Source organism: Terrisporobacter othiniensis (assembly GCF_000808015.1).
GTDB classification, from domain to species: Bacteria; Bacillota; Clostridia; order Peptostreptococcales; family Peptostreptococcaceae; genus Terrisporobacter; species Terrisporobacter muris.
On sequence record NZ_JWHR01000070.1, the window covers coordinates 1 to 25,265 of the forward strand.

A 25,265-nucleotide genomic window follows, 5' to 3' on the forward strand; every position below is an offset into this window, starting at 1 on the left:
TATTATAGCAAAGAGGATACACCTGTTCCCATTCCGAACACAGAAGTTAAGCTCTTGAGCGGCAATGGTACTTGGGGGGCGACCCCCTGGGAGAGTAGCACGTAGCCACGTAATTTTTTTATGCAAGAAGGTAAACTTTTTATTATATAATAGTTTACCTTTTTTTGTTGCAAGAAAAATGGGTGAATTTTAATATTAAAATAGATAATAATTATAGAAAAAAATAATAAATAAGTATATTATATAAATATTTTTAATAAATATAGTTTTTTATATTTAGATTTGATACTATGAAGGTGATTTAAAATGAAGAATATGATATAAATTATTATTTTAGGGGGATATAAATGAGTAATTTACCAAGTCAATTTGAAAGTTTTGCACAAGCAAGAAAAGATGGATTTCTAGCAGCCAAAGAAGTAAAAGATAGTGGGAGAAAAATGGTTGGTACATTTTGTTGTTTTACACCATCTGAGTTACCTATTGCAGCAAATGCTGTTCCAGTGGGAGTATGCGGAGTAAGTGAGGAAGCAATTCCAGAAGCAGAAAAAATACTGCCAAGAAATCTATGTCCTTTAATAAAATCAAGTTATGGTCATGCAATAACTGATACATGCCCATATTTTTATTTTTCAGATTTGCTTATTGGGGAGACAACTTGTGATGGGAAGAAGAAAATGTATGAGGAGTTAGGAAAAGTAAAACCAACTCATATTATGCAAATGCCTAATAGAGCAACTGGAAAACATGAGTTTAATCTTTGGAAGGATGAGATAATTCTATTAAAAGAAGTTTTAGAAAAAGAATTAGATACAACTATAAGTGAAGATGATATAAAAGATGCAATTAAAGATAAAAATGAAGAGAGAAGATTACTAAATGAGTATTATGACTTGGGAAAATTAGAACCTTCTGCTTTAACAGGAATGGAATTGTATCAAGTATCTTATCAAGCTCAATTTAAATTTGATAGAGATGAATTAAAAGCAAATTTAAGGAAAATAATAGATGATACTAAAATAAGATATGAAAAAGGTGAGTGTTCTGTAAAAAAAGACGCACCTAGAATATTAATTACTGGATCTCCAATTGGTGGATGTACGAATAAAATTATTAATACTATAGAAGAATCTGGTGGATCAATTGTTGCTTATGAGCTATGTTCATCTATAAGAAATAATAGAGAATTGGTGGATGAAAGTAATCCAGATGTTTATGATGCTTTAGCTAAGAAGTATCTAAATATAGGATGTGCTTGTATGATGAATAATGATAAGAGAATAGAATTATTAGGAGATTTAATAGAAGAGTTTAAAATTGATGGAGTAATTGACGTTGCTCTTCAATCATGCCATCCTTTTAATGTGGAAGGTAATAGGATAAAAGAATTTGTAGTTAATGATAAAAATATTCACTACATGGCAATTGAAACTGATTATTCTCAATCAGACACAGAACAGTTAAGAACAAGATTTGAAGCATTTATAGAGATGATAGAAGAAAAGAAAGGTTGTTAATTGAGTGAAGATGTATAGTATAGGCATAGATTCAGGGTCTGTGGCAACAAAGGCAGTGTTGTTTGATGGAGAGAAAGTAGTAAAGAAGGTTATTATACCAACAGGTTGGAGTCCTAAAAGAACATCAAATCAAGCTTATGAAATATTGATAGATGGAATAGATAAGGATAAAGTAAAGAAAGTAGTAGGGACTGGTTATGGACGAGTTAGTATGGATTTTGTAGATAAAACAGTTACAGAAATAACCTGTCATACAAAGGGAATTTTCTTTTTAAATAAAAATATTAGAACTATATTAGATATAGGTGGACAAGATAGTAAGGTTATAAATATTGATGACAATGGAAATGTTGTTAATTTTATAATGAACGATAAATGTGCTGCAGGTACAGGTAAGTTTTTAGAAGTTACATCTAATAAATTAGGAAGTGATATAGAAAATATTGATGAATTGGCACATGGTGCTACACCTGAAAATATTTCTAGTATGTGTACTGTATTTGCTGAATCAGAAATAATAAGCCTTTTGGCTCAAGATATTCCTAAGGAAAATATAGCAGCAGGTATATTAAAGTCTATTGCTAATAAGGGTATATCCATATTAAATAAAGGTAGACTAGAAGATACAATAGCCTTTACTGGAGGCTTAGCCCAGAGTAAAGAGCTAGTAAAGATGTTAGAAAATAATTTAAACAAAGAAATATTTATAGCAGAAGATGCTCAAATAATTGGAGCCTTAGGTGCTGCAATTATTGGATTTAAATAAAATAATAGTCAGTATAAGCATATATGATGACATTATATATAGGAGGATAAAAAATGAACATAGTAAAAGTAAATGCTATAGGAGATAATTGTCCTATACCAGTAGTTAAAGCAAAAAAAGCAATAGATGCTCTAGAAGATGCAGCAATAGTTGAAATAAGTGTAGACAATGAAATAGCTGTACAAAATGTCACAAAAATGGTTAATCAAAAAAACTTAGAATATACCTGTGAAAAAGTAGGGCAAAATCATTATGTTATAAAAGTACAATGTGGTGAAGTAGTAGAAAGTGAAGCAACTAAAGAAGTGGTTGCTGCTATTGCAAAAGAGGAAAAAATGGTAGTGGTATTAAGTAGTGATAAAATGGGTGAAGGAGATGAGGAACTAGGAAAGGTTCTTATTAAAGGTTTTATATACGCTATAACTCAATTAGACAAATATCCAAAAGCCGTATTACTATATAATAGCGGTGTGAAATTATCATCTGAAGGTTCAGATTCTATAGGGGATTTAAAAGTATTAGAAGATCACGGTGTTGAAATACTAAGCTGTGGAACTTGTTTGAATTTCTATAACTTACAGGATAAATTACAAGTTGGTAAAGTAACCAATATGTACTCTATAGTTGAAGAGTTATCAGGAGCTACTAATATAATCAGACCATAATTAAATAGGAAATATATAAATTTAAAGATAGACTAAGAACCTTGAATTATCAAGAGTATTAGTCTATTTTAATTTGGCTAATTAGTAGCGTTACTGTATTTACCAGTTAAATGATCAATTTCTATTTTTATTACAGTAAATGAATTTATAGCTTTATCTATGTATTTCAGGCCTTCTTCCATATGAGGATGAGAGTATTTTTCTCCTATTGCAATAATTGCACTTCTTTTTTCATCATTAGTAACTATGAAAGCACGTCCAAATACTATTGCACTTTTATAATGAGTAGTAAAATATTTTGGAAGTATGGCGATATCAGAATTTACAAAGAAAGAAACTTTATTATTTTTAATTATATTATCCAATTTATGTCCTTTGTTGGCACAGTGGAAATAGATACAATTATTATGATAAACATAATTAACAGCAACTCCATAAGGATATCCATTTTCACTTATAGTTGATAATACTCCTTCTTTTCCTTCTTGTAATATTTTTATTGTATCTTCTGTACTTAATTCTCTTTTTTTCTTGATTATATCTCTAAACATAAATCCTCCTTAATAATTTTATTATGGTGATAAAATTGTAGCATAATATATTCAATAATAGTGCAGTAATAGACTTAGATGGAGTAGAATAATATTGTAACTATTTATAAAGGGGATGTATTTATGGATGATAAAATAATAAACAAATTAAAGAATATGAAAGGTGATGTAAGTTTTTATTATAAAAACTTAGTTACACAAGAAATAATTAAGTATAATGAAGAAAAGCCAATGCTAGCAGCTAGCGTAATAAAACTTACTGTATTGGTGGAATGTTTTAATCAGATAAAAAAAGATATTATAAGGAAAGACGATATTTTTATTACTAAAGAGGAAGATAAAGTACCATCTTGTGGTGCTTTAAATTATATGAGGGAAAACTTGAAAATTACATTGGAAGATTTATATGTGCTTATGATTATTTTAAGTGATAATTATGCCACAAATATTTTAATTGATAAATTAGGAATAGATAATATCAATAAAACTATAAAAGAAATAGGATTAAAAAATACCGTACTTAATCGTAAAATGTTTGATTCCGATAAAGCGGCATTAGGATTAGAAAATTATATAAGTGCAGGAGATATAGCATATTTGTTGGAGAAGATGTACAATAAAGAACTAATTGACGAAAAGTCTAGTGAAGAGATGATAAATATTTTAAAAAATCAAAGATTAAATAGTAAAGTACCTTTTTTTCTACAAAGTATAAAGCCCAAAGTTAATATTGCACATAAAACAGGAGAAGATACTAATATAACTCATGATGTAGGAATAGTATTTGATAAAGAGCCATTTATAGTATGTTTTTGTGGTAACAATGTAAATGTACCAGAGTATGAAAGACTTATGCAAGATGTTACTTATGATTTATATAAAGGTGCTGATTTTAGGAGGTAATAAATGAAGATAGTTGATTTTCATTGTGATACAATATCACAATTATATGACATTAGACAAAAAGGAGAAGATATACACTTAAGACAAAATAGACTACATTTAGATATAGAAAAAATGAAAAAGGGCGATTATATGCTTCAAGTTTTTGCATCATATGTGGACTTAGGAAGTAATGATAAACCATTGGAGTCTTGCCTTAGTTATATAGATTTGCTTTATAATGAAGTGCAAAAAAATAAGGATGATATTGGAATAGTTTATACATATGAAGATATAATGACAAATATTGAGAAAAATAGGATTTCAGCACTACTATCCATAGAAGAAGGTGGAGTTTGTAAAGGTAATTTATCATTGCTTAGAAATTTTTATAGACTTGGTGTTAGAATGATGACGTTAACATGGAATTATGATAATGAGTTAGCCTATCCAAATGGTTATTTTTATAATGAAGAAAAGAATGAGAGAAAAGGTCTTAAAGAAAAAGGTTTAGAATTTATAAATGAGATGGAGCAGCTAGGAATGATTATCGATGTTTCACATTTATCAGATGATGGAATTTATGATGTTTATAATAATACAACAAAACCTTTTATTGCTAGCCATTCCAATGCTAGAAATATATGCTCTCACCAAAGAAATTTGACTGATGACATGATTAAAAAAATTGGAGATAGAGGTGGAATTATAGGCATTAATTTCTATTCTTTATTTTTAAATGATAATTATAAATTTAATGATATAAGTAAAATCGACGATATTATAAATCATATGAAATATATATCGAATAAGGGGGGGATAGATTGTGTAGGTATTGGTAGCGACTTCGATGGAATAGATTGCCCTTTGGAGTTTGAGAATTCATCAAATATGCAATTGATTTATGACAAAATGCAAAAATTAGGTTTTAGAGAAGAAGATATAGAGAAGATCTTTTATAAGAATGCACTAAGATTATTTAAAGAAGTGCTATAAATTTAATATAAATATTTATTATAAGGGTTATATATAGAAAAAATCTATATATAACCCTTATTTATAGACTGCGTGCATATAATTTTATATATATTTATAGTTTTAATAATAATATTTACTTTATATGAAATGCTTCATATAATTAGATTGAAATATATTATGTGGAGGGAAATAATGAAGAAATTATTATCAGTATTATTATCAGCAATAATGATGGTAACATTTTTAACGGGATGTACACAAAGTGGTGGGGGAGATGCTAGTACAGATGAGTATCATATAGCAATTGTAACACCAACATTATCAACAAGTGAAGATGAGTATCGTGCCGGGGAAGAAATGGCTAAGAAGTATCCAGAAATAGTAAAACATTTAACTTTACCAGAAAACTTTGAAGAAGAGATAGAAACTTGTATAAGCACAATAGTATCAGCAGCAGATGATCCACTTATGAAAGCTGTTGTTGTTGTATCAGGTCAATCAGGATTAATTCCTGCATTCCAACAAATTAAAGAAAAAAATCCAGATATATTCACAGTAACTGCTCCAATATTTGATGAGCCAGAAATGATGAGTGAATATATAGACTTAAATTTAGATACAAACTGGTTAGAAAGAGGAAGAACTATAGTTGAAAAAGCAAATAAAATGGGAGCTAAAACTTTTGTTCACTACTCATTCCCAACTCATTTATCTAAGCCATTAATATCTGCTAGAAGAGATAAAATGAAAGAAACTTGTGAAAAGTTAGGAATGGAATTTGTTGAAGTTGTAACTCCAGATCCACAAACTGGAGATAGTGTGGAAGCTATGCAACAATTTTTACAAGAAGATATACCAAGACAAATAGAAAAATACGGTAAAGATACTAATATATTTGGTTCAAACTGTCCAATGTATGATGTAATAATAAAAGAAGCTTTAGAATTAAAATATACAGTAGCTGAGCAATGTTGTCCAACACCAACTCAAGCTTATCCAACAGTTTTAGGTCTTGAAATTAGCGAAGAAGATCAAACTAACTTTGATAAAATAAATGAAATGATAAGTGAAAAAGTTGATGCAGCTGGAATGAAAGGAAGACTTTCAGGATGGCCAATATCAGTAACTGTTTATATGCCAGAATTTGCAGTTGAAGTAGCAAAAGAAGTTGTAGAAAATGACTTTGATTATAAAGATGCAACAAAATTAAACGAATTAACTAAAGAAAAATTTGATGTAGAAGTTGATTATACTAAATTAGAGGATAATGGAAAAACTTACGATAATTACTTCGTAATGCTAATGGAATCAATCTTCTATTAAGATTTTAAAAATAAAATCATACTAATTTATAATAAGTAAGCTTTACTAAAATTTAAAATATAAAAGAAATGAGGTTAATCAAAATATGATATTTATTATAAATATATTTTGCGTTAACCTCTTTTTTATGAAATAGAGAGGTATAAGATAAGTGGAAAAATTTGCACTGGAAATTAGAAATTTAAATAAATATTTTGGAAAAGTACAAGTCTTACATGATATCAATCTTCAAATAAAAAAAGGAGAAATACATGGAATTATAGGACCTAATGGATCTGGGAAAAGTACTTTTATGAATATTTTATTTGGTAATTCAGTCATAAAACATAGTGGTGGCTATGAAGGGGAAATAATTGTTGACGGAAATCGTATAAACATGGATAGTCCACAGAAGTCCATAAAATGTGGAATGGGAATGATTCATCAAGAGTTTACTTTATTACCAGAAATGAGTGTATCAGAAAATATTAAACTTACAAGGGAGAATAAAATTAAGAGTACGGAGAAAATTTTAGGTAAAAACTTAGCATACATAGATAAAAATAAAAATAATAAAGAAGCTAAAGTAATTTTGCAAAAACTTGGATTTAATATAGATGCAGACCTGTTGATAAAAAATTTATCAGTAAATGCAATGCAATTTGTAGAGATTGCTAGGGAAATAGATAATGATAAATTAAAAATATTATTTTTAGACGAACCAACGGCAGTTTTAAATGAAGAAGACTCCACAAAGCTTATGAAGGTTATGAGAGACTTGGCTGATAATGGAATGACAATAATCTTTGTCTCACATAGACTACATGAAATAAAGGAAATTTGTGATAGAGTAACTGTACTTAGAGATGGTCATGTGGTATCTCAATATAAAAGAGAAGAAATGACTTTAAAGAAGTTGACACACGCTATGATGGGATATGAGGTCATAAAAACAAAAAGAGAAAAAAGAGAAAATGAAAATAAAAGTATACTTACAATGAAAAATTTCTTTGTAAACATGCCAGGGGAAGACATAAGAGGTATAGATTTAGATATAAAAAAAGGTGAAATATTAGGAGTTACATCATTATCTGGTCATGGTAAACTTGGCTTAGGCTATGGAATTATGGGATTATTTCCATATGAAGGTACTGTAATGATGGAAGATGAAATTATTGATGTCAGTAATATAAGGGAAAGTATTAATAAAGGTATATTTTTAATTCCAGATGATAGAAAGAAAATGGGATTGCTTATGGAACATTCTATAGAAGATAATATAGTCTTTTCAGGATTATATGGAAAGAATAAATTTTTAAAGAAATCAATGAGATTATTTAAAACAAAGGATAAAGAAAAGATTAATGATACTGTTGAAAATTATATAGAAAGATTAGAGATAAAATGTGTAAATAAACATCAAGAAGTAAGGCAATTAAGTGGTGGGAATCAACAAAAGATTTGTATAGCCAGAGCTTTATGTATGAATCCTAAAATTTTATTTCTTCTAGAACCTACTCGTGGAGTGGATATAGGATCAAAGGAAAAAATCTTAGATATGATAATTGAAATAAATGAAAAAAATAATATGACAGTAGTAGTAATTTCAAGTGAATTAGAAGAATTAAAAAGAATTAGTGATAGAGTAGCAGTTTTATGTGAAGGAAGGTTATCTAATATACTACCTCCAAACAGCAGTGATGAAGAGTTTACTCTAGCTTATACAGGGGAGGGAGAATATTATGAAAATCAAGAAGCCTCAAATAATAATTAGTGGATTTTTATGCTTATTAATTATAATAGCTTATAAATTAAATATGGAGATGAGTGAACTTTTTAGTCGATCATTTGTAAAATTTGTAATGAATGGAGTATTGGTACTTGCTATGATCCCTATGATAAATGTAGGTGTAGGTATGAATTTTGGTTTACCCATTGGTATTATTGCAGGACTTCTTGGAATGTGTATTTCTATTCAATTTAGATTAAGTGGATTTGTAGGATTTTTAATGGCCATATTAGTGTCTATTCCAATAGCAATAATATTTGGAGTATTATATGGTAAAATCTTAAATCATGTTAAAGGAAAAGAAGATATTGCAGCCATGTTTATAGGGTTTGCATTTATCCCAATAATGAACTTTTTCTGGACTATAGCTCCATTTTCAAATCGAGAGATGCTATACCCCATAGGAGGTAAAGGACTTAGACCTAAGATAAGTTTAGATAATTATTTTGGCAGAGTATTAAATGATTTATGGATAGTAAAAGTAAATAATATTGAAATACCAGTAGGACTAATTATGTTTTATGCTGTTATTGCAATTTTAATGTATTTATATTTTAATTCAAGAAAAGGTAAGCTTATGGAAGCAGTAGGAGAAAATGAAATCTTTTGTACTTTATCAGGTGTTGATATAGATAAAACGAGAATTAAAGCAGTTGTAATATCTACAATAATTGCAGGCGTTGGAATAATAGTCTATGCTCAAAGTTATGGGTTTGTAGAACTTTATGGTTCTCCATCATCGTTTACTTTTCCTGCAATATCTTCCATATTAATAGGAGGGTGTATAGGTAAAAAGGCAACTTTATTTCATGCAATTTTAGGAACATTTTTATATCAAAGTATTTATTTGTTATCAACTCCAATAGCAAACGAGCTATTGGTGCCAGAGATGGCAGAAATTATTCGTATGATAATTACTAATGGAATAATTCTTTATGCATTTTTAAAACAAGAAAGGAGAACAACATAATGAAAAATAATAACTTATCTTTGAACTTTTTGAAAAGAGAAAGTAGCAGAATTCCTTTGTTGTTTATGTTTTTAATAGTAATATGCTTTTATCTAGCAAATGTTAGTATAATTCTTGTTGGGGAACAAGTGGCAGTTAGATTTATTAGAAATGGTATCTTAGTTTTATCATTAGTAATTCCGATTGCAGCAGGGATGGGCTTGAATTTTGGTATAACTCTTGGAGCTATGGCAGCTCAAGGGGCGTATTTAGTTAGTTTAAATTTTAATTTGCAAGGTGGAATAGGCGTACTAGTAGCTTTTATTATTAGTATAATTTTAGCCTTGTTTATAGGATATGTTTTAGGAATATTGATGAATAAGGTTAAAGGAAAGGAGATGATAACATCAATTGTTATTGCTGCTTTAGCTAACTATATTTATCAATTGATTTTCATGGCAGGTTTTGGAGCATTAATTCCTATTAATAATGAAAAAATAGCACTTAGTACAGGTATAGGTATTAAAAATATGGTGGATTTAAGGAGCTATAAGGAGTTTTTTGAAAGTTTCGGTAGTATAAAAATAGGAGGAATAAATGTATCCATATTCTTAATACTAGTTGTGATTTTTACTGGATTTATAGTTTACTATATTTTGAATACTCCTCTTGGTCAAAAAATAAAGGCAGTGGGTATTAGCGAGGAAAAATCAGAGAATTTAGGAATATCTGTAGATAAAATTAGAATAATAGTTATGATAATTTCTACAGTATTGGCAGCCATAGGTCAATTTATATATTTGCAAAATATAGGGTCATTAAATGTATATACAGAACATTTAAATACAGATGTAATGAGTTGTGCAGCTTTACTTGCGGGAGGAGCATCTATTAAAAGGGCATCTGTAAAAAATGCTCTCTATGGAACTATAATTTTACACATACTATTTGTATTATCTCCTTTAGCAGGTCAAAACTTCTTCTCTAATGTGGCATTGGGAGAATATTTTAGAACATTTATAATGTATGGGGTAATTGCATTTGCATTAGTAGTTAATATTAAGTTAGACAGCAAAAGAGAAAAATAGGGGAATCTACACTATGAATATAGTTGAAATTATAAGAACTGTAGTAGGAGTATTTTTTATTTTATTTGAGCTAATAGTATATGCATATGATTAATGAGGTAATATGGCATATTCAGAATATAGATACAGTCCAATAAGCTGGTTAATTTGTATTCCTATTGGTGTTTTTGTAGTTGCATTTACTATTGAAAGAGGTATTTATTTCGCCATGCAGCTGCAATATTATGGGTAGTGGAAAAATAGTATTAATAATATTAGATGAGAAAAGAGTAAAATTAAACAAAGTGTGTAAATGAGACAAGTCTATGATTTAATTGATATATTAAAACATAGACTTTTTAATTGTAAGGAAATTATATGCTATTTGTTCTGTAGATAACGTATAACTTCCAACTTTGTTATTTGAGCAACAGGCGAAGCCGTTGGCCATATGAGAGAAGCAAATTTTTTATAATGCAAAGTTTAGAAATTTACTTCTTCAAATTGAGTAAAAAAATAGAAAATATTATATAATTATAGATAGATAAAAATGAAATCTTTAGAAAAAGGTGATTAGATGAAATATTTATTTCAGGAAGTTAATTTAAATAAGAAAAAAGAAAAAATAATTAATATATATGAAAATATAATAAAGGAAAATAATTATAAATCAAAAGATATACTTTTTTTAGTTCCAAGTGCAATTACTAAGTTAAGTTATATGAGAGAAATAAATCTTCCTTTAAGTGAAGAATTAAAAATTACTACATATAATCACTTTGTTCAAAGTGAGTTGATAAAATATTGGCCTATCATAGAGGAGAATTGTGAAAAAATAAAAGTAAACAAAATAAGTCCTTCTTTTATTTCTCAAAGTTTAAGTGAATATATAATTATGGAGTATATAAATAAGACTAGAGAAGAAGAAAATTATTTTCAGGACATAGTGGGTACAAATAAAAGTATATGTAAAAATATATTAGATAATTTAAGCAAAAGTTGCTTTAATGCCATAGATATTAATAATATAGGAGAAAAAATATATAACTCAAAGAAAAATAGAAATGATTTAAGTAGATATTCATATACTCAAATGCAGGAAGTTATAGATTTTTACGTGAATACTTTATTGTCTAAGGGGATAATTGATAATTCTATCGCTGTATACTTATACAATAATTTTTTATTAAATAATGAGGAGTATAGAAGAAGATTGAGAAAAGAGTACAGATATTTGATTGTAGATAGTTTGGAAAGCGCCAGTGTTAGTGAGAGTAATTTAATATTAGAGTTTTTAAATATAGTAGAAGATGGATATGTTTTTTATGATAGAAGTAAAGATTACTCTTCATTTAAAAATGTTGATATGGCTTATATAGAAGAAAATATAATAAACGAGTTTTTTAAAGAAGATGTGCATGATTTGGGAATAATAAGTATTAAATCTTTATATAAGGAAAAGAAAAGTATAGAGTTAAAAGATGAATATCATTTATATGATGAAATGATAGATGGTGTAGTAGAAAAACTTTTACAATTGATGAGAGAAGGAAAAAATTTAAAAGATATCGCAATAATTTCGCCTATAAATAACTCTATTTTAGACTATAAAATATGTAATAAGCTAAAATCCAACAAAATTGCAGTAACCAACACTAAATTAGATAATAAAATTGTTGATTATCCTTATGCTAATGTCTTAGTTGTGGCAACTTGTATTTTTTATAATTTACAATATTTAATAAAAGAAGAAGAGTACATAAACTTTATAGAAATATTATTTGACATAAATAAGATAAGAGCTATAAAAATATTTAATCATAGACATGATAATGAAGAATATAAGAGTTTAATTGAATTCATTAAAGACAAAGAAAAAGAGAATTTGAGAATAAGTGAGTTCTTATTACAATTTTATATAGAGAAAATGCTTAACTTGAAAGATGGAAAGAAAAATGTGGATTTATGTAAAGATATGATTAAGCAAGGTGATATTTTTAGTGAAATACTAGAAGAACTAAATATGGATGAAAAAGAAAAGTATGAAGTATTTGTAAAATGCTTAAAAGATAATATAAGTGATTATTATATGTCTGCAGATATAGAAGATATGAAAAGTAGCAATAAAGTGATTATTACAACACCGTATACTTATATAAGTGCAAATATAAATAGAAAAATACAGTTATGGTTAGATGTGGGAAGTAATGCTTGGAATATGAAAATAGAAAAGGACATTGCTAACCCATTAGTACTTAGAAAATCCTTTGATGAAAAGCTAATATATAGTGACGAAATGGAAGATAAAAATAAAAGATACTATCTATACAACTTGATTTATAATTTGTTACTTAACAGTGAAGAAGTATATGCTTTTAAAAGTGAATATAGTGTAAATGGTTTTATGCAGGAGAGTATGTTATATGGACTTTTATTAAAGCTTTTAGATAAAGGAGAAATAACTAATGAGTAAGATAAATTACAGAGAGGACCAGCTTCCTATAATTCAATATGAAGGTGGAAAAATGGCAGTTCCTGCAGTGCCAGGAGCTGGCAAAACTTTTATAGTTACAAATTTAGTAGCAAAGCTTTTGGAAGAAAAGAAACAAAATAAGGGGAAGATACTTATCTTAACTTATATGAATAGTGCGGTGAACAACTTTAAAGTTAGGATAAAGAAAATTCTCGAAGAAAAAAATATAGGAGATAAAAACTCTTATGAAGTTATGACAATACATTCTTTAGCTGTAAAAATTATAAAAGAAAAGCCAGAGATTGTTATGTTAAATGAGGATTTTAATATAGCTGATGATTTACAAAAGACCATGATTCTTGGAGATTGTATAAATAACTTTAAGTTAAATGGTGGAGAAAAAGCTTTTAGATTTTTCTTGAAAGAACAAAAAGACCCCATGTGGGCGGATAGACAACTGGATGCTTGGGAGAACGGGTTTTATGATTTAGTTCAAAATACCATAAGTGAACTTAAGTATAAGGATATTACACCACAAAAGCTGGATGAATATATGAGAGAAAACCGTAAAGGAATTTTGAAAATAATTCTTCCTATTTATACAGAGTATGAAAAAAAGCTAAAGGCCAATGGATTACTTGATTATGATGATATGCTTATTTTAGCTTATAAGGCTTTAAGTAATGATTCAGATTTAAAAACAAAATATCAAAATAAATATCAATATGTATTTGAAGATGAATGCCAGGATTCCAATGAGATACAAGGAAAGATAATTGGACTTATTTGTGAACAACATAATAATCTTGTAAGAGTTGGGGATATAAATCAAAGTATAACAGGAACATTTTCTTCATCAGATCCGAAGTTCTTTAAAGAATTTATAGAAAAGAGTGATTACTGTTATAGAATGGACATGTCCAATAGAAGTTCAAAAGATGTGATAAACCTTGCAAATGAGCTCGTTAGATATGTTACACAAAATTTACAACCGGAATGTAGAGATGCTTTGGAAGAAATGGATATTAAAACTGTACCTAAAAATAGAGGGTACAAAGAGAATCCACAACCAGACAAATATCAAATTAATTATAAATATTATGAGACTTTTGATAAGGAAATAGAGCAAACAGTAAAATTTGTGAGAAATATTAATAAAAAATATCCCGACAAAAGTATAGGTATATTAGTACCATACAATGACCATGTTAATTTAGTTGCAAAAGAACTAATAAAAGAAGATTTAGAGTTTGAAGAATTAGGCCCAAACTCTCTTAGAAAAAGAAGAGTAATAGATAATATTGCTTTAATATTAGATTTTATACTAAATTGCGATGAAAAAGAAAAATTAATAGAAGTATTAGATAAAGTTTATATAAAAACAGATAATAAAGAAGGAAAAAAAGATTTTTTACAATTATTAAGAGAAGAAAAACTAAGTGTGGAAGATTTATTATATGATAAAGAATGCTCTAAAGAATTAATAATAGACATAGATAGTGATTTATATCAAAGTTTTTTATATGGGCTATATAATTTGAAAAATATAATAGAATATCCTCTAACTAGAATCGATAAGCTGATTCTTTTCATAGGAGACAGCATGATAATAGAAAAAGAAGAAAAAGCTATAGTAGATTATTTAGGTTTTTATGTAAAATATTTAGTTGCAGAAAACAATAATATTAACCTTCAACAAATATATAACTTGCTAAGCGATAGGAAAAATAGAGTTTTTAACTATATAATAGAAATTGTTAGTGAAATAAATGGATACGAGCCACTACCTGGAAGTATAACTGTGTGCAATTATCATAAATCTAAGGGATTAGAGTGGGATTGTGTATTTTTATTGGGAATGACGGAGTTTAATTTCCCGGACAATATTTATCAAAAATTTCAATGTGATAAATGGTATCTTAAAGAAAAATATAAAAATCCAGAATCAAATATAAAAGCTGAAATAGATTTTCTTTTAAAGGGCGAGGTAACTAAAAATTATGCAAAAGAAATTAAAGAAAGTTTGATCAAAGAAAAAATAAGGCTATTATATGTGGGAATAACAAGAGCAAAAGAAATGCTGATATTGTCTGCAAGTGCGAAAAATTCTGTTACAGATAAGAAAAAGCAAAATCCATCTATGTATTTAAATATATTAAAAAGTGTTATAGATAAAAAAGGAGAATGATTAAATGGATAAAAAATTAAAATATTTTGTATATAGTCAAAACTCACTAAATACTTATAAATCATGTCCTTTTAAGTTTAAATATAAGTATATAGATAATATAAACTGGAAATATGATGACTTAGGAAGTAGAGAGTATTATGATAGCTTAAAGTATGGGCGAGATTTTCACTTATTATGTGAAAGATACTTTTGTAATATTCCTTTAGGAAAAATTGAAGATAAAAACTTCAATAAATGGATAAGTAAAATAAAAGATATACTACCAATTGAAGAAGAAAATATATATTTACCGGAATACGAAATGAATCTAAATTTAAATGGTAGAAATATTGTGGCAAAGGTTGACTTAGTTATAATAGAGAAGGATAAAATAAATCTTTGGGATTGGAAAACAGAAAATCAAGAAATTACATATAAAAATGCACTTAATAGAATGCAAAGTACAGTGTATATGTTTTTAGCTGAAGAAATAATAAGAAAGAATTTCTACAGTGATTATAAAATTGAAAATATAAGCATGAATTATTATCAGCCAGCTTTAGATAATAAACCAATTACAATAAATTATAATGAAAAACTTCATGAAGAAAATAAAATGAAAATTTTAAATAATATCAATAATATAGAAAATACGGATTTTTATAATGAAGATAATATAAATAAAAATTTAAATCACTGTAAATATTGTGAGTTTAATAAGCTTTGTAACAGTGAAAATGTAAATTATGAAATTTTGGAGGAAGACATTTATGGGCCTTAGATTTGTATTAGGCAAGGGAGGTATAGGAAAGACAACCTTTATGCTAAATGAAATAAAACAAAGAGTGCAAGATAATGAAACAAGTCCTGTAATTCTTTTAGTTCCAGAACAATACTCATTTGAGATGGAAAAAAATATGTCAAAACTTTTCCAAGGAGAAGAAAAGGACAAGTATTTAAGAAGTAGAGTACTTAGTTTTAAAACTATGAGTAGTATAGTATTTTCAAAGGTAGGGGGCCTTACTGATATAAATATTAACTCAAGTGGTAAGGCTATGATTATATATAAATCCATAGACAAAATTAGTAGTGAATTAAAAGTTTATGGCAGATCATCAACACAATCTGGTTTTGTAGGTTCTATAACAGATATGATATCAGAATTAAAGCAATATAATGTATCACCAGATATGTTAGAAAATATAGCAGGTGAAATGGAGAATGAAACATTAAGGTATAAATTAATGGATATTGCTAAGATTTATGGAGAATTTGAGAAAAATCTACACGAAAATTATGTGGATTCTCAAGATTTGTTAACATCTTTAGGGGAAAAGCTACAGATATGTGATTACTTTAAAGATTCATACATTTATATAGATGAATTTACTGGTTTTACACCTAATCAGTATGGAATTATAAAAGAATTATTAAAACAAGCTAAGGAGGTTTATGTTTCTTTAACCATAGACTCTTTAACTCAATTTACATACTCAAAAAATGATGCATTTTCAAGAACGAAGTATACATATGAAAAGTTATATAAAATGGCATCAGAAGAAGGAGTAAAAATACATACTAATATAAATTTGAATGCTGAAAATGTAAAAAGATTTAAAGGAAATGAAGAACTACAGCATTTAGAAGCTTTTTATCATGCATATCCATATAGAAAATATGAAAAAGAAACTAAATATATAAAAATTAAAGAATTTAATAATTTATATGATGAGGTTGAGCAAGTTGCAAAAGATATTGTCCATCTAGTTAGAGAGAAAAAAGTAAGATACAAAGATATAACTGTGGCAACTAGAGATTTAAATAGATATGACTTTTTAGTACGTTCAATTTTCAAAGAGTATGAAATACCAAACTTTATAGATTCTAAAAGAGAAGCTAAGAGTAACCCAATTATAGTATTGATACTTTCTGCCCTTGAAATGAGAAATAGAAGATACTCTTATGAGACCATGTTTAGATATTTAAAAAGTGGGCTTATAGGAGTAAGTGATGAAGATATAAGTTTGATGGAAAACTATGTACTTCAAAATGGAATCACGGGTAAAAAATGGTTTGAAGAAAAATGGGAGTATAAAGTAAATCAAAACTATTTGGCTGAAGAAAGTGAATTTGATTTGGAACAAAAAGAGAGAATAAATGAAACTAAAAATCAAATATTAGAGCCAATTATAAAGTTACAAAATAAGCTTGATAAGAAAAGTAAGACAGTAAGAGAAATTTGTACTTATGTATATGAATTCTTATTAGATATTAATATGGAAGAAACTTTAGAAAATTTAATTAATAACTTTACACAAAAAGGTGATTTGGAAATTGCTAATGAGTATTCACAAGTTTGGCAGATAGTAGTAGATATACTAGATCAAATGGTGGAGTTAATGGGTGATGAAAAAATATCTTTAGATAAGTTTATGAAAGTTATAAGTCTTGGATTTGATGAGTATGAGTTAGGTCTTGTACCTCCAAGTATGGATCAAGTTTTAGTAAGTTCCATAGATAGAATGAAAAATTCCAATACAAAACACCTTTATTTAATAGGAACTACAGATGGGATTTTCCCGCTGATTTCAAAAGAAAGTGGTTTGCTTAGTGATAAGGATAGAGACTCTTTAGGTGAAAAAGGTATAGAAGTTGATATAGATAGCAAAACAAAAACTTATGAAGAACAGTTTTTAGTTTATAAATCTTTAACTTATACAAGTGAAAATTTAACTATAAGTTATCCTATCTCAGATCATGAAGGAAAAACTCTGAGACCTTCTATAATTGTATCTAGACTTAAAAAAATCTTCCCAAATATCAATATAAAAAGTTATGTGTTAAAAGACTTAGATAATTCTTCAGAATCAGCTTTAGACAATATAACAGTAAAAGCACCTACTTTTAATGAGCTTATAAATGCTATTAAAGAGTTTGAAATTAGAGGGGATATTAATGAAGTTTATTTAGATTTATATAGATATTTCCTAGGTGATGAAGAATATAAAAATAAATTGGAGAAAGTAGTAAGTGGATTAAGTTATACAAACCAAGTGGAAAAAGTAGAAAGAGAAAAAATTAAACAATTATATGAAAATAAAAACTTAAGTATTTCAAAGTTGGAAAGATATGCTCAATGTCCATTCTCTTATTTTATACAATATGGACTAAAAGCACAGGAAAGAAAAGAGTACTCTTTCACAGCACCAGACTTAGGTTCATTTATTCATAATATACTTGATATTTTCTCTAAATCTTTAAATAAAGATAAATTAAACTGGCATGAAATAGATGAAGATTATATAAGAAGTAGAGTATCCATTATTGTGGATGAGATGGTAAGTAAAATACCTGGATTTATCTTAAATTCTTCTGAAAGATACAAGTATTTAGCTTATAGATTAAAGAAAATGCTGGTTTCTGCAATTAGTATTATTTCTATGCAAATAAAACAAGGAAACTTTGAACCTGTGGACTATGAAGTTAGCTTTAGGAAAAATGGCAAATATCCACCTATAAAAATAGTATTAAATGATGGTGAAGAAGTAACCTTAGTTGGACAGATAGACAGAATAGATGAATTAGAAAAAGATGATAACAAATATATTCGTATTATAGATTATAAGTCAGGAGATAAGTCTATCAATTTAACTGAAGTTTACTATGGATTGCAGTTACAATTATTAGTTTATCTTGATGCTATTATAGATAGTGATAGGTATAAAAAAACAAACTTAAAACCAGCCGCTATTCTTTACAACAGAATAGATAATCCTATTGTAAGAAGTAACGAAGATCAAAAAGACTCTGTAATAAATGAAGAAATATTAAAGAAGCTTAGAATGAATGGTTTAGTGTTAAAAGATGTGGACATTATCGGAGAAATGGACATGTCCCTTAAAGAAGGAGAGAGAAAAACTTCTTTAATTATACCTGCTAATTTCGATAAAAATGGAAATATAGGTAGATATACTAAAGGTGTTACAGAGTCAGAATTTGATACTTTAAGAGAGTATGTAAAGTATGAAGTAAAAGAGCTTTGTGAAAGAATGGTAGGAGGAGATATAAGTATAATTCCATGCAAAAATAAAAATGGAACATCTTGTGATTTCTGTACGTATTCATCAATCTGCCAATTTGATACTTCAATAAAAGGAAATATTTATACTATTCTTAATGATAAAAGCGATGAAGAGGTAATAAAACTAATGGAGAAGGAGGTTAAGAAATAGTGAGCTCACCAAAATGGACGAAAGAACAGCAAGAAGTAATAGACAGTAGAGAATGCAATTTGCTAGTAGCAGCTGCTGCTGGTTCTGGAAAAACAGCAGTACTAGTTGAGAGAATAATACAAATAATAACAAATAAAGAAAAACCTGTAGATATAGATAGCTTACTAGTAGTTACCTTCACCAATGCAGCAGCAGCGGAAATGAGAGAGAGAATAGGAGATGCTATTGGTAAGGCATTGGAGAAAAATCCGGAAGATAGCCATTTACAAAATCAGTTGGTGTTGTTAAACAAGGCAAGTATAACTACAATACACTCTTTCTGTTTGGAAGTAATTAAATCAAACTTCCATAAAATAGACTTGGACCCTAATTTTAGAATGGGAGATGAAACGGAATGTACTATTTTAAAACTAGAAACCATAGAAGAAGTTTTTGAAGAATTTTATGAAGAAAAAGAATATGATTTTTATAAATTGGTAGAAAGCTATAGTGAAAAAAGAGGAGATACTAACTTACAGCAAATGGTACTTAGTATTTATTCCTTTGTAATGTCTTCACCTTATCCAATGAAATGGTTAGAAGATAGCGTGAATGATTTTAATATAGATGATGACTTTGATTTTTCCACATCAAAATGGGCAAAAATTATTTTAGACACTATAAAAATACAAGTTAATGGTATAGTAAATAATTTTGATAAAGCTTTAGAAATGGTAGATGGAATTGAAGAATTAGAAACTTTTGCCGATAAATTAAAAATAGAATATAAAATGATAAAAAATTTATTAGATAGTTGTGATGAAAGTTGGGAAGATGCATATAGAGCAGCCATAACTTTAGAATTTGAAAACTATGCAAAAGGAGTAAAAAGAATTCCTAAAGGAGCAGAAGAATATATAAAGGATGCAAAAGATAAAGCAAAAAAAATAAGAGATGATGCTAAAAAATCTTTAGAGTCTATACAAAGCTCTATTTTTAATAAAAATGTGCCGGCTTTAAATAAAGAAATAGAAATGCTATATCCAATAGTAAATTCTTTAAGTAAAATACTTAAAAGATTTATTGATTTATACAGTGAAAGAAAAAGAGAAAAGGGTATAATTGACTTCAACGATATAGAACATTTTGCACTAGCTATCTTAACAAAAGAAGATGAAAATGGAAATATTAATGCAAGTGATGTAGCATTAGAGTACAGAGAAAAATTTTATGAGATATTTATAGATGAGTATCAGGACTCCAACTTTGTACAAGAAGTTTTACTTTCAACAATAGCGAAAATTGAAACTCCAAATAGATTTATGGTTGGAGATGTTAAGCAAAGTATTTACAGATTTAGACAAGCAAAGCCAGAAATATTCTTAGACAAGTACGCTACTTATGGTACAGAAAAGGGCGAAAAAAATAGAAAAATAATGCTTTATAAAAACTTTAGGAGTAGAAAAGAGGTTATAGACAGTTGTAACTATGTTTTTGAAAATATAATGAGTAAAAATATAGGTGAAATTGAATATACAAAGGATGAAGCATTAAATCTGGGAGCTTCTTTTAAAGAAAATCTAGAAGAAAAAGTAATTGTGGGGGGACCTACAGAAATTCATCTAATGGAGAAAGCTCAAAAAACTATAGAAGAAAATCAAAATGATGAAGAACAACCAGAAGAAGAATTAGATAACATACAATTGGAAGCTCGTATGGTTGGGAAAATTATAAAAAATTTAATGGCACCAGATGAAGAAGGAAATACATATAAAGTTTATGATAAAAAGCTAGATGATTATAGAGTAGTGGATTTCAAAGATATAGTAATATTACTTAGAGCTACATCTGCATGGGCACCTGTATTTGCTGATGAATTGATAAACATGGGTATACCTACTTATGCAGATATAGGTATGGGGTATTTTGATACTATTGAAATTAAAACTGTAATGTCGTTTTTAAGAATAATAGATAATCCGATGCAAGATATTCCACTATTATCTGTTTTAAAATCACCAATACTTCCTTGTACATCATTTACACCAGAAGATTTTATAGATATCAGATTAGAAAACAATAACACTAATCTTTATGAATGTATGAGATTAATAAGTGAAGGTGAAGAAGAGCAAAAGAAGGAAATAAGAGAAAAATGTAGAAGTTTCTTAAGTGAGTTAAAAGAATATAAGGAAAAATCTTTATATATGAGTACGGATGAATTTTTATGGCACTTATACATGAAAAGTGGCTACTATGCTTATGTTGGAGCACTTCCTAGTGGAAGTCAAAGACAAGCTAACTTAAAGATTTTATTTGAAAGAGCAAAACAATTTGAAGAAACTAGCTTTAAGGGTATTTTCAACTTTATAAACTTTATAGATAAAATTAAAAAATCCAATTCAGATATGGGAAGTGCGAAAACTCTTGGAGAAAATGCCAATGTAGTGAGAATAATGTCCATACATAAAAGTAAAGGTCTAGAGTTCCCAATAGTGTTTTGCTCTGCCATGAGTAAAAATTTCAATACTATGGACTTTAAAAAGGACATGTTATATCACTATGAATTAGGTTTTGGCCCACAACTTGTAGACATAGACAGACGAATATCTTATCCAAGTATTGCAAAAGAAGCATTAAAATATAAAATGAATTTGGAAAATCTTTCGGAAGAAATGAGAATTTTGTATGTTGCCTTAACAAGAGCTAAAGAAAAACTTATACTAACGGGAGCTGTAAAAGATATTCCAGGAGCACTTCATAAATGGGGGAAAAGCTTAGATGGAGATAATCCTGTTTCTCAATATGATGTGCTAAAGGCTAAAAACTATTTAGATTGGATTATGCCTTCTGTATTAAAGCATAAGGACTTTAAAGAAATAAGGAAGGCTTATGACATAGATGTATTATCACAATCTAACCATGATTCCAAGTGGTCATTAGATACTTGGGAAAGAGATGATGTAATAGTGGAAGAAAAAGAAGAAGAAACTAATATAGAATCTTTGTTGAAGGAAATGGAAGAAAAAAGTGTTGATGCTGATCATAGTTCAAAGATAAGTGAAAAATTAAACTATGCTTATCCTTATGAAGAAAGTGTAAAAGTTTCGGCGAGTATATCTGTATCAGAAATAAAAAAAATGCAAAGTACACATGAGGAAGACTATTCAAAGCCTTTGTATGAAGAGAAAGTAACTTTAAAAAGGCCATTATTTATTCAAGAAAGTGAAGCAAAAAATAAAATAAACCCACTGGAAAGGGGTACAATAGTCCATTTGGTTATGGAAGTTCTAGATTTAAATAGAATAAATACAATTGATGAAATAAAAACTCAAATTAAAGATTTAATTAAGAGGGAAATAATAAGTGAAAAACAATCACTAGTTATTAATCCTTTCAAAATATATAAATTCTTTAAATCTAAGATAGGTAAAAGAGCACTAGCATCACACTTTATAAAAAGAGAGCAAAGTATATATTCTCAGATAAAAATGAATGATATTTATCTAAATAATGAAGATATTCAAAATAATAGGGCAACATATGAAGAAGAGAGTCTAATGCTTAGAGGTATCATTGACTTATATTTTGAAGAAGATGATGAAATAGTAATAGTAGACTATAAAACGGACTATATAGATGAAGATAATAAACAAGAGGTAATAGATAGATATAGAAAGCAATTAGACTTATATGCAGAAGCTTTAAATAAGCTTACGGGTAAAAAAGTTAAGGAAAAATATTTATATCTATTTAATATAGATGAAGAAGTTAAATTATAAAAATTAAGGAGGAGCCATGAAATTTATTCATACATCAGATTGGCATATAGGTAAAAATCTAGAAGGCCATTCAAGATTAGAAGAACAAGAAAAGTTTTGCAATGATTTTGTAAAAATTGTTGAAGAAAACAATATAGACATGGTTATTATTGCTGGAGATGTGTATGATACTTCAAATCCTCCAGCTGGAGCAGAAACTTTATTTTATAAAACAGTTTGTAGATTAGCCGATGATGGAAATAGATGTGTATTAATTATAGCAGGTAATCATGATAATCCAGAAAGATTAACTGCTGTATCACCTCTTGCAAAAGAGCAAGGAATCATAATTCTAGGTTATCCACTAAGTAGCGCAACTGAGGAAAAATATAAAGGTTATGAGATTGTGAAAGCCAGTGAGGGATGTTTAAAATTAGACATCAAAGGAGAAAAAGTAACTGTAATTACACTACCTTATCCTAGTGAAAAAAGATTAAACGATGCTATCAAAGATGTGGAAAGTGAAGAAGAATTACAAAGAACTTATTCTAATAAAATAGGAGATATATTTAGAAAATTAGAAGAAAATTTTGAAGAAGATAGTATTAATATAGCAGTATCTCATTTATTTGTATGTGGAGGGGATCCATCTGATTCAGAAAGACAAATACAACTGGGAGGAAGCCTTGTAGTTGATAAACGTGATTTACCACAAAATGCTCAATATACAGCCTTAGGTCATTTACATAAACCACAAAAGGCATCTGAAAGGCTTAATGTTTACTATTCGGGATCACCATTACAATATAGTGTAAAAGAGAGAATTTATGCTAAGGGAGCAAATATAGTAGAAATACATGCGAAAGAAGAACCTGTAATTGAAACAATATACTTTAATAATTATAAACCTATCGAGGTTTTTAAATGTAATGGCATAGAAGAGGCCTTAAAAGTATGTGAAGAAAATAAAGATAGAGATATATGGTCTTATTTTGAGATAAAAACAGATGAAGTTATAAGTCAAGAAAATATAAAGAAAATGAAGGGATATCTAAAGGATATTATTGAAATAAAGCCAATTATTACATCTGATTATGATGAAGAAGAAATTGATTTAAAGGAAAAATCTATGGCTCAATTATTTAATGATTTTTATAAATTTAAGGAAAAATGTGAACCAAGAGGCGAACTCATGGACTTATTCTTAAACATAGTAAGTGAAGAAGGTGAAAACGATGAAACCAATTAAACTGGAGTTAATGGGGCTAAATAGTTATACTGATAAACAAACTATAGATTTTGAAAAACTAACCTCAAGGGGTTTATTTGGTATTTTTGGTAATACAGGAAGTGGAAAATCTACCATATTAGATGCCATAACTATAGCCTTATATGGGGATATTTCTAGAGATACTACAGATTATATTAATTCTAGCTGTGATAAGGCGATTGTAAAGTATGAGTTTGAAATAGGAAGTAAAAATAATAGAAAAAGATACTTTGTTGAGAGAACCATAAAAAATAGTGCAACTGGAGGAACGAAAACTTCTCGAGTACTTTTAGGTGAAATAAAAGATAGCGGTGGTGTAGATGTACTAGCTGACAAAGTGGGAGAAGTAAAAAGTAAAATTCAAGATATTATAGGATTAACTTCTGATGACTTTACAAGATCTGTAGTTTTACCTCAAGGTAAATTTAGTGAGTTTTTAAAATTACAAGATAGAGATAGAAGAAAAATGTTAGAGAGAATATTTAACCTTGAAAAATATGGTGAAAAACTTTCTAATAAAGTAAAAGCAAGAAGAAATGAAGCTAAAGAAAAGATAACTAGTTTAAATGGAAAACTTAGTCAACATGAGGGAATTACAGAAGAACTATATGAAGAGACTATAGAAGAACTTTTACAATCTAAAAAAATGGAAAAGTTAAAGAATGAAGATTTAGCAATAGCTGAAAAGGAATTTGAAGAAAATAAAATAATATTTGAAGATCAAAAGTCTTTACAAAAATATATAGATAGAAAATCTCAAATAGATTTAAAAGAAAAAGAAATAAACACCAAAAGAGAAGCAATAGAAAGAAGTGAAAGAGGAGAAACTATTATTCCTCATATAAATGATATAAAAATATAGAAAAAATTAATGAAAATTCAAATGAAGTACAACGATTAGAAGGTATCATAAC

The 25,265-nt window shown here is 27.9% G+C and carries 17 protein-coding genes and 1 rRNA gene; 17 read left to right on the top strand and 1 reads right to left on the bottom strand.

Going from position 1 to position 25,265, the window contains the following annotated elements; translation table 11 throughout:
* The 4 genes from rrf to yedF form a co-directional block, all read left to right on the top strand.
* Positions 1-111: ribosomal RNA gene (gene rrf / locus QX51_RS07650) — 5S ribosomal RNA — on the top strand; the annotation flags it as partial.
* A 236-nt stretch (positions 112-347) separates the two neighbouring features.
* Positions 348-1,517, top strand: coding sequence for a double-cubane-cluster-containing anaerobic reductase (locus QX51_RS07655; RefSeq protein ID WP_039679321.1), 1,170 nt, complete (start codon positions 348-350; stop codon positions 1,515-1,517).
* A gap of 10 nt (positions 1,518-1,527) precedes the next feature.
* Complete coding sequence (locus tag QX51_RS07660) at positions 1,528-2,283, top strand: acyl-CoA dehydratase activase (protein ID WP_039679336.1); 756 nt, start codon at positions 1,528-1,530, stop codon at positions 2,281-2,283.
* A gap of 53 nt (positions 2,284-2,336) precedes the next feature.
* Positions 2,337-2,948 (top strand): sulfurtransferase-like selenium metabolism protein YedF, encoded by a 612-nt coding sequence (yedF, locus tag QX51_RS07665; RefSeq protein WP_200886389.1) that lies wholly within the window; start codon positions 2,337-2,339, stop codon positions 2,946-2,948.
* 77 nt (positions 2,949-3,025) lie between these two features.
* Here yedF and QX51_RS07670 read toward each other — a convergent pair whose 3' ends face one another.
* Positions 3,026-3,499, bottom strand: coding sequence for a pyridoxamine 5'-phosphate oxidase family protein (locus QX51_RS07670; RefSeq protein WP_039679322.1), 474 nt, complete (start codon positions 3,497-3,499; stop codon positions 3,026-3,028).
* A 123-nt stretch (positions 3,500-3,622) separates the two neighbouring features.
* Between QX51_RS07670 and QX51_RS07675 the strand changes: the two genes are divergently transcribed.
* From QX51_RS07675 to QX51_RS07735, 13 genes are all read left to right on the top strand, one after another.
* Positions 3,623-4,402, top strand: a complete 780-nt coding sequence (locus tag QX51_RS07675; RefSeq protein ID WP_039679323.1) for a serine hydrolase — start codon at positions 3,623-3,625, stop codon at positions 4,400-4,402.
* 3 nt (positions 4,403-4,405) lie between these two features.
* Positions 4,406-5,377 (top strand): dipeptidase, encoded by a 972-nt coding sequence (locus QX51_RS07680; RefSeq protein WP_039679324.1) that lies wholly within the window; start codon positions 4,406-4,408, stop codon positions 5,375-5,377.
* A gap of 174 nt (positions 5,378-5,551) precedes the next feature.
* The gene (locus QX51_RS07685) at positions 5,552-6,682 is read left to right on the top strand and encodes a DUF3798 domain-containing protein (RefSeq protein WP_039679325.1); all 1,131 of its coding nucleotides are present in this window, start codon (positions 5,552-5,554) and stop codon (positions 6,680-6,682) included.
* Positions 6,683-6,833: 151 nt separating this feature from the next.
* Positions 6,834-8,435 (top strand): sugar ABC transporter ATP-binding protein, encoded by a 1,602-nt coding sequence (locus tag QX51_RS07690; protein ID WP_039679326.1) that lies wholly within the window; start codon positions 6,834-6,836, stop codon positions 8,433-8,435.
* Entirely contained in the window at positions 8,404-9,420 is a 1,017-nt protein-coding gene (locus QX51_RS07695) for an ABC transporter permease subunit (RefSeq protein WP_039679327.1), read from the top strand. Before QX51_RS07690 ends, QX51_RS07695 begins: the two co-directional genes overlap by 32 nt.
* Complete coding sequence (locus QX51_RS07700; protein WP_039679328.1) at positions 9,420-10,487, top strand: ABC transporter permease subunit; 1,068 nt, start codon at positions 9,420-9,422, stop codon at positions 10,485-10,487. Before QX51_RS07695 ends, QX51_RS07700 begins: the two co-directional genes overlap by 1 nt.
* Before the next feature lie 556 nt (positions 10,488-11,043).
* Positions 11,044-12,939: a hypothetical protein gene (locus QX51_RS07705; protein ID WP_039679329.1), complete on the top strand. Its 1,896-nt coding sequence runs from the start codon at positions 11,044-11,046 to the stop codon at positions 12,937-12,939.
* On the top strand, positions 12,932-15,127 hold the full coding sequence (locus tag QX51_RS07710) for an ATP-dependent helicase (protein WP_039679330.1): 2,196 nt from the start codon (positions 12,932-12,934) through the stop codon (positions 15,125-15,127). The genes QX51_RS07705 and QX51_RS07710 overlap by 8 nt, the downstream gene beginning before the upstream one ends.
* A 4-nt stretch (positions 15,128-15,131) precedes the next feature.
* Positions 15,132-15,890: a PD-(D/E)XK nuclease family protein gene (locus tag QX51_RS07715; protein WP_039679331.1), complete on the top strand. Its 759-nt coding sequence runs from the start codon at positions 15,132-15,134 to the stop codon at positions 15,888-15,890.
* Entirely contained in the window at positions 15,880-19,341 is a 3,462-nt protein-coding gene (gene addB / locus QX51_RS07720; RefSeq protein WP_039679332.1) for a helicase-exonuclease AddAB subunit AddB, read from the top strand. The genes QX51_RS07715 and addB overlap by 11 nt, the downstream gene beginning before the upstream one ends.
* Positions 19,341-23,102 carry a helicase-exonuclease AddAB subunit AddA gene (gene addA, locus QX51_RS07725; RefSeq protein ID WP_052232953.1) on the top strand — a complete coding sequence of 1,254 codons (3,762 nt, stop codon included), beginning with the start codon at positions 19,341-19,343 and terminating at the stop codon, positions 23,100-23,102. Before addB ends, addA begins: the two co-directional genes overlap by 1 nt.
* Before the next feature lie 16 nt (positions 23,103-23,118).
* Complete coding sequence (locus QX51_RS07730; RefSeq protein WP_039679334.1) at positions 23,119-24,330, top strand: metallophosphoesterase family protein; 1,212 nt, start codon at positions 23,119-23,121, stop codon at positions 24,328-24,330.
* A complete protein-coding gene (locus tag QX51_RS07735) occupies positions 24,317-25,213 on the top strand; it encodes an AAA family ATPase (protein ID WP_039679335.1) in 897 nt (298 codons plus the stop codon). The genes QX51_RS07730 and QX51_RS07735 overlap by 14 nt, the downstream gene beginning before the upstream one ends.
* Positions 25,214-25,265 lie beyond the last annotated feature (52 nt).

What these genes read in the sequence shown, in the direction of transcription:
- QX51_RS07675 (WP_039679323.1), top strand. Translation starts at nt 3,623, where the DNA reads ATGGATGATAAAATAATAAACAAATTAAAGAATATGAAAGGTGATGTA.
- QX51_RS07705 (WP_039679329.1), top strand. Translation starts at nt 11,044, where the DNA reads ATGAAATATTTATTTCAGGAAGTTAATTTAAATAAGAAAAAAGAAAAA.
- QX51_RS07670 (WP_039679322.1), bottom strand. Translation starts at nt 3,499, where the DNA reads ATGTTTAGAGATATAATCAAGAAAAAAAGAGAATTAAGTACAGAAGAT.
- QX51_RS07735 (WP_039679335.1), top strand. Translation starts at nt 24,317, where the DNA reads ATGAAACCAATTAAACTGGAGTTAATGGGGCTAAATAGTTATACTGAT.
- QX51_RS07700 (WP_039679328.1), top strand. Translation starts at nt 9,420, where the DNA reads ATGAAAAATAATAACTTATCTTTGAACTTTTTGAAAAGAGAAAGTAGC.
- QX51_RS07680 (WP_039679324.1), top strand. Translation starts at nt 4,406, where the DNA reads ATGAAGATAGTTGATTTTCATTGTGATACAATATCACAATTATATGAC.
- yedF (WP_200886389.1), top strand. Translation starts at nt 2,337, where the DNA reads ATGAACATAGTAAAAGTAAATGCTATAGGAGATAATTGTCCTATACCA.
- QX51_RS07685 (WP_039679325.1), top strand. Translation starts at nt 5,552, where the DNA reads ATGAAGAAATTATTATCAGTATTATTATCAGCAATAATGATGGTAACA.
- QX51_RS07730 (WP_039679334.1), top strand. Translation starts at nt 23,119, where the DNA reads ATGAAATTTATTCATACATCAGATTGGCATATAGGTAAAAATCTAGAA.
- QX51_RS07695 (WP_039679327.1), top strand. Translation starts at nt 8,404, where the DNA reads ATGAAAATCAAGAAGCCTCAAATAATAATTAGTGGATTTTTATGCTTA.
- QX51_RS07715 (WP_039679331.1), top strand. Translation starts at nt 15,132, where the DNA reads ATGGATAAAAAATTAAAATATTTTGTATATAGTCAAAACTCACTAAAT.
- QX51_RS07710 (WP_039679330.1), top strand. Translation starts at nt 12,932, where the DNA reads ATGAGTAAGATAAATTACAGAGAGGACCAGCTTCCTATAATTCAATAT.
- addB (WP_039679332.1), top strand. Translation starts at nt 15,880, where the DNA reads ATGGGCCTTAGATTTGTATTAGGCAAGGGAGGTATAGGAAAGACAACC.
- QX51_RS07655 (WP_039679321.1), top strand. Translation starts at nt 348, where the DNA reads ATGAGTAATTTACCAAGTCAATTTGAAAGTTTTGCACAAGCAAGAAAA.
- QX51_RS07660 (WP_039679336.1), top strand. Translation starts at nt 1,528, where the DNA reads ATGTATAGTATAGGCATAGATTCAGGGTCTGTGGCAACAAAGGCAGTG.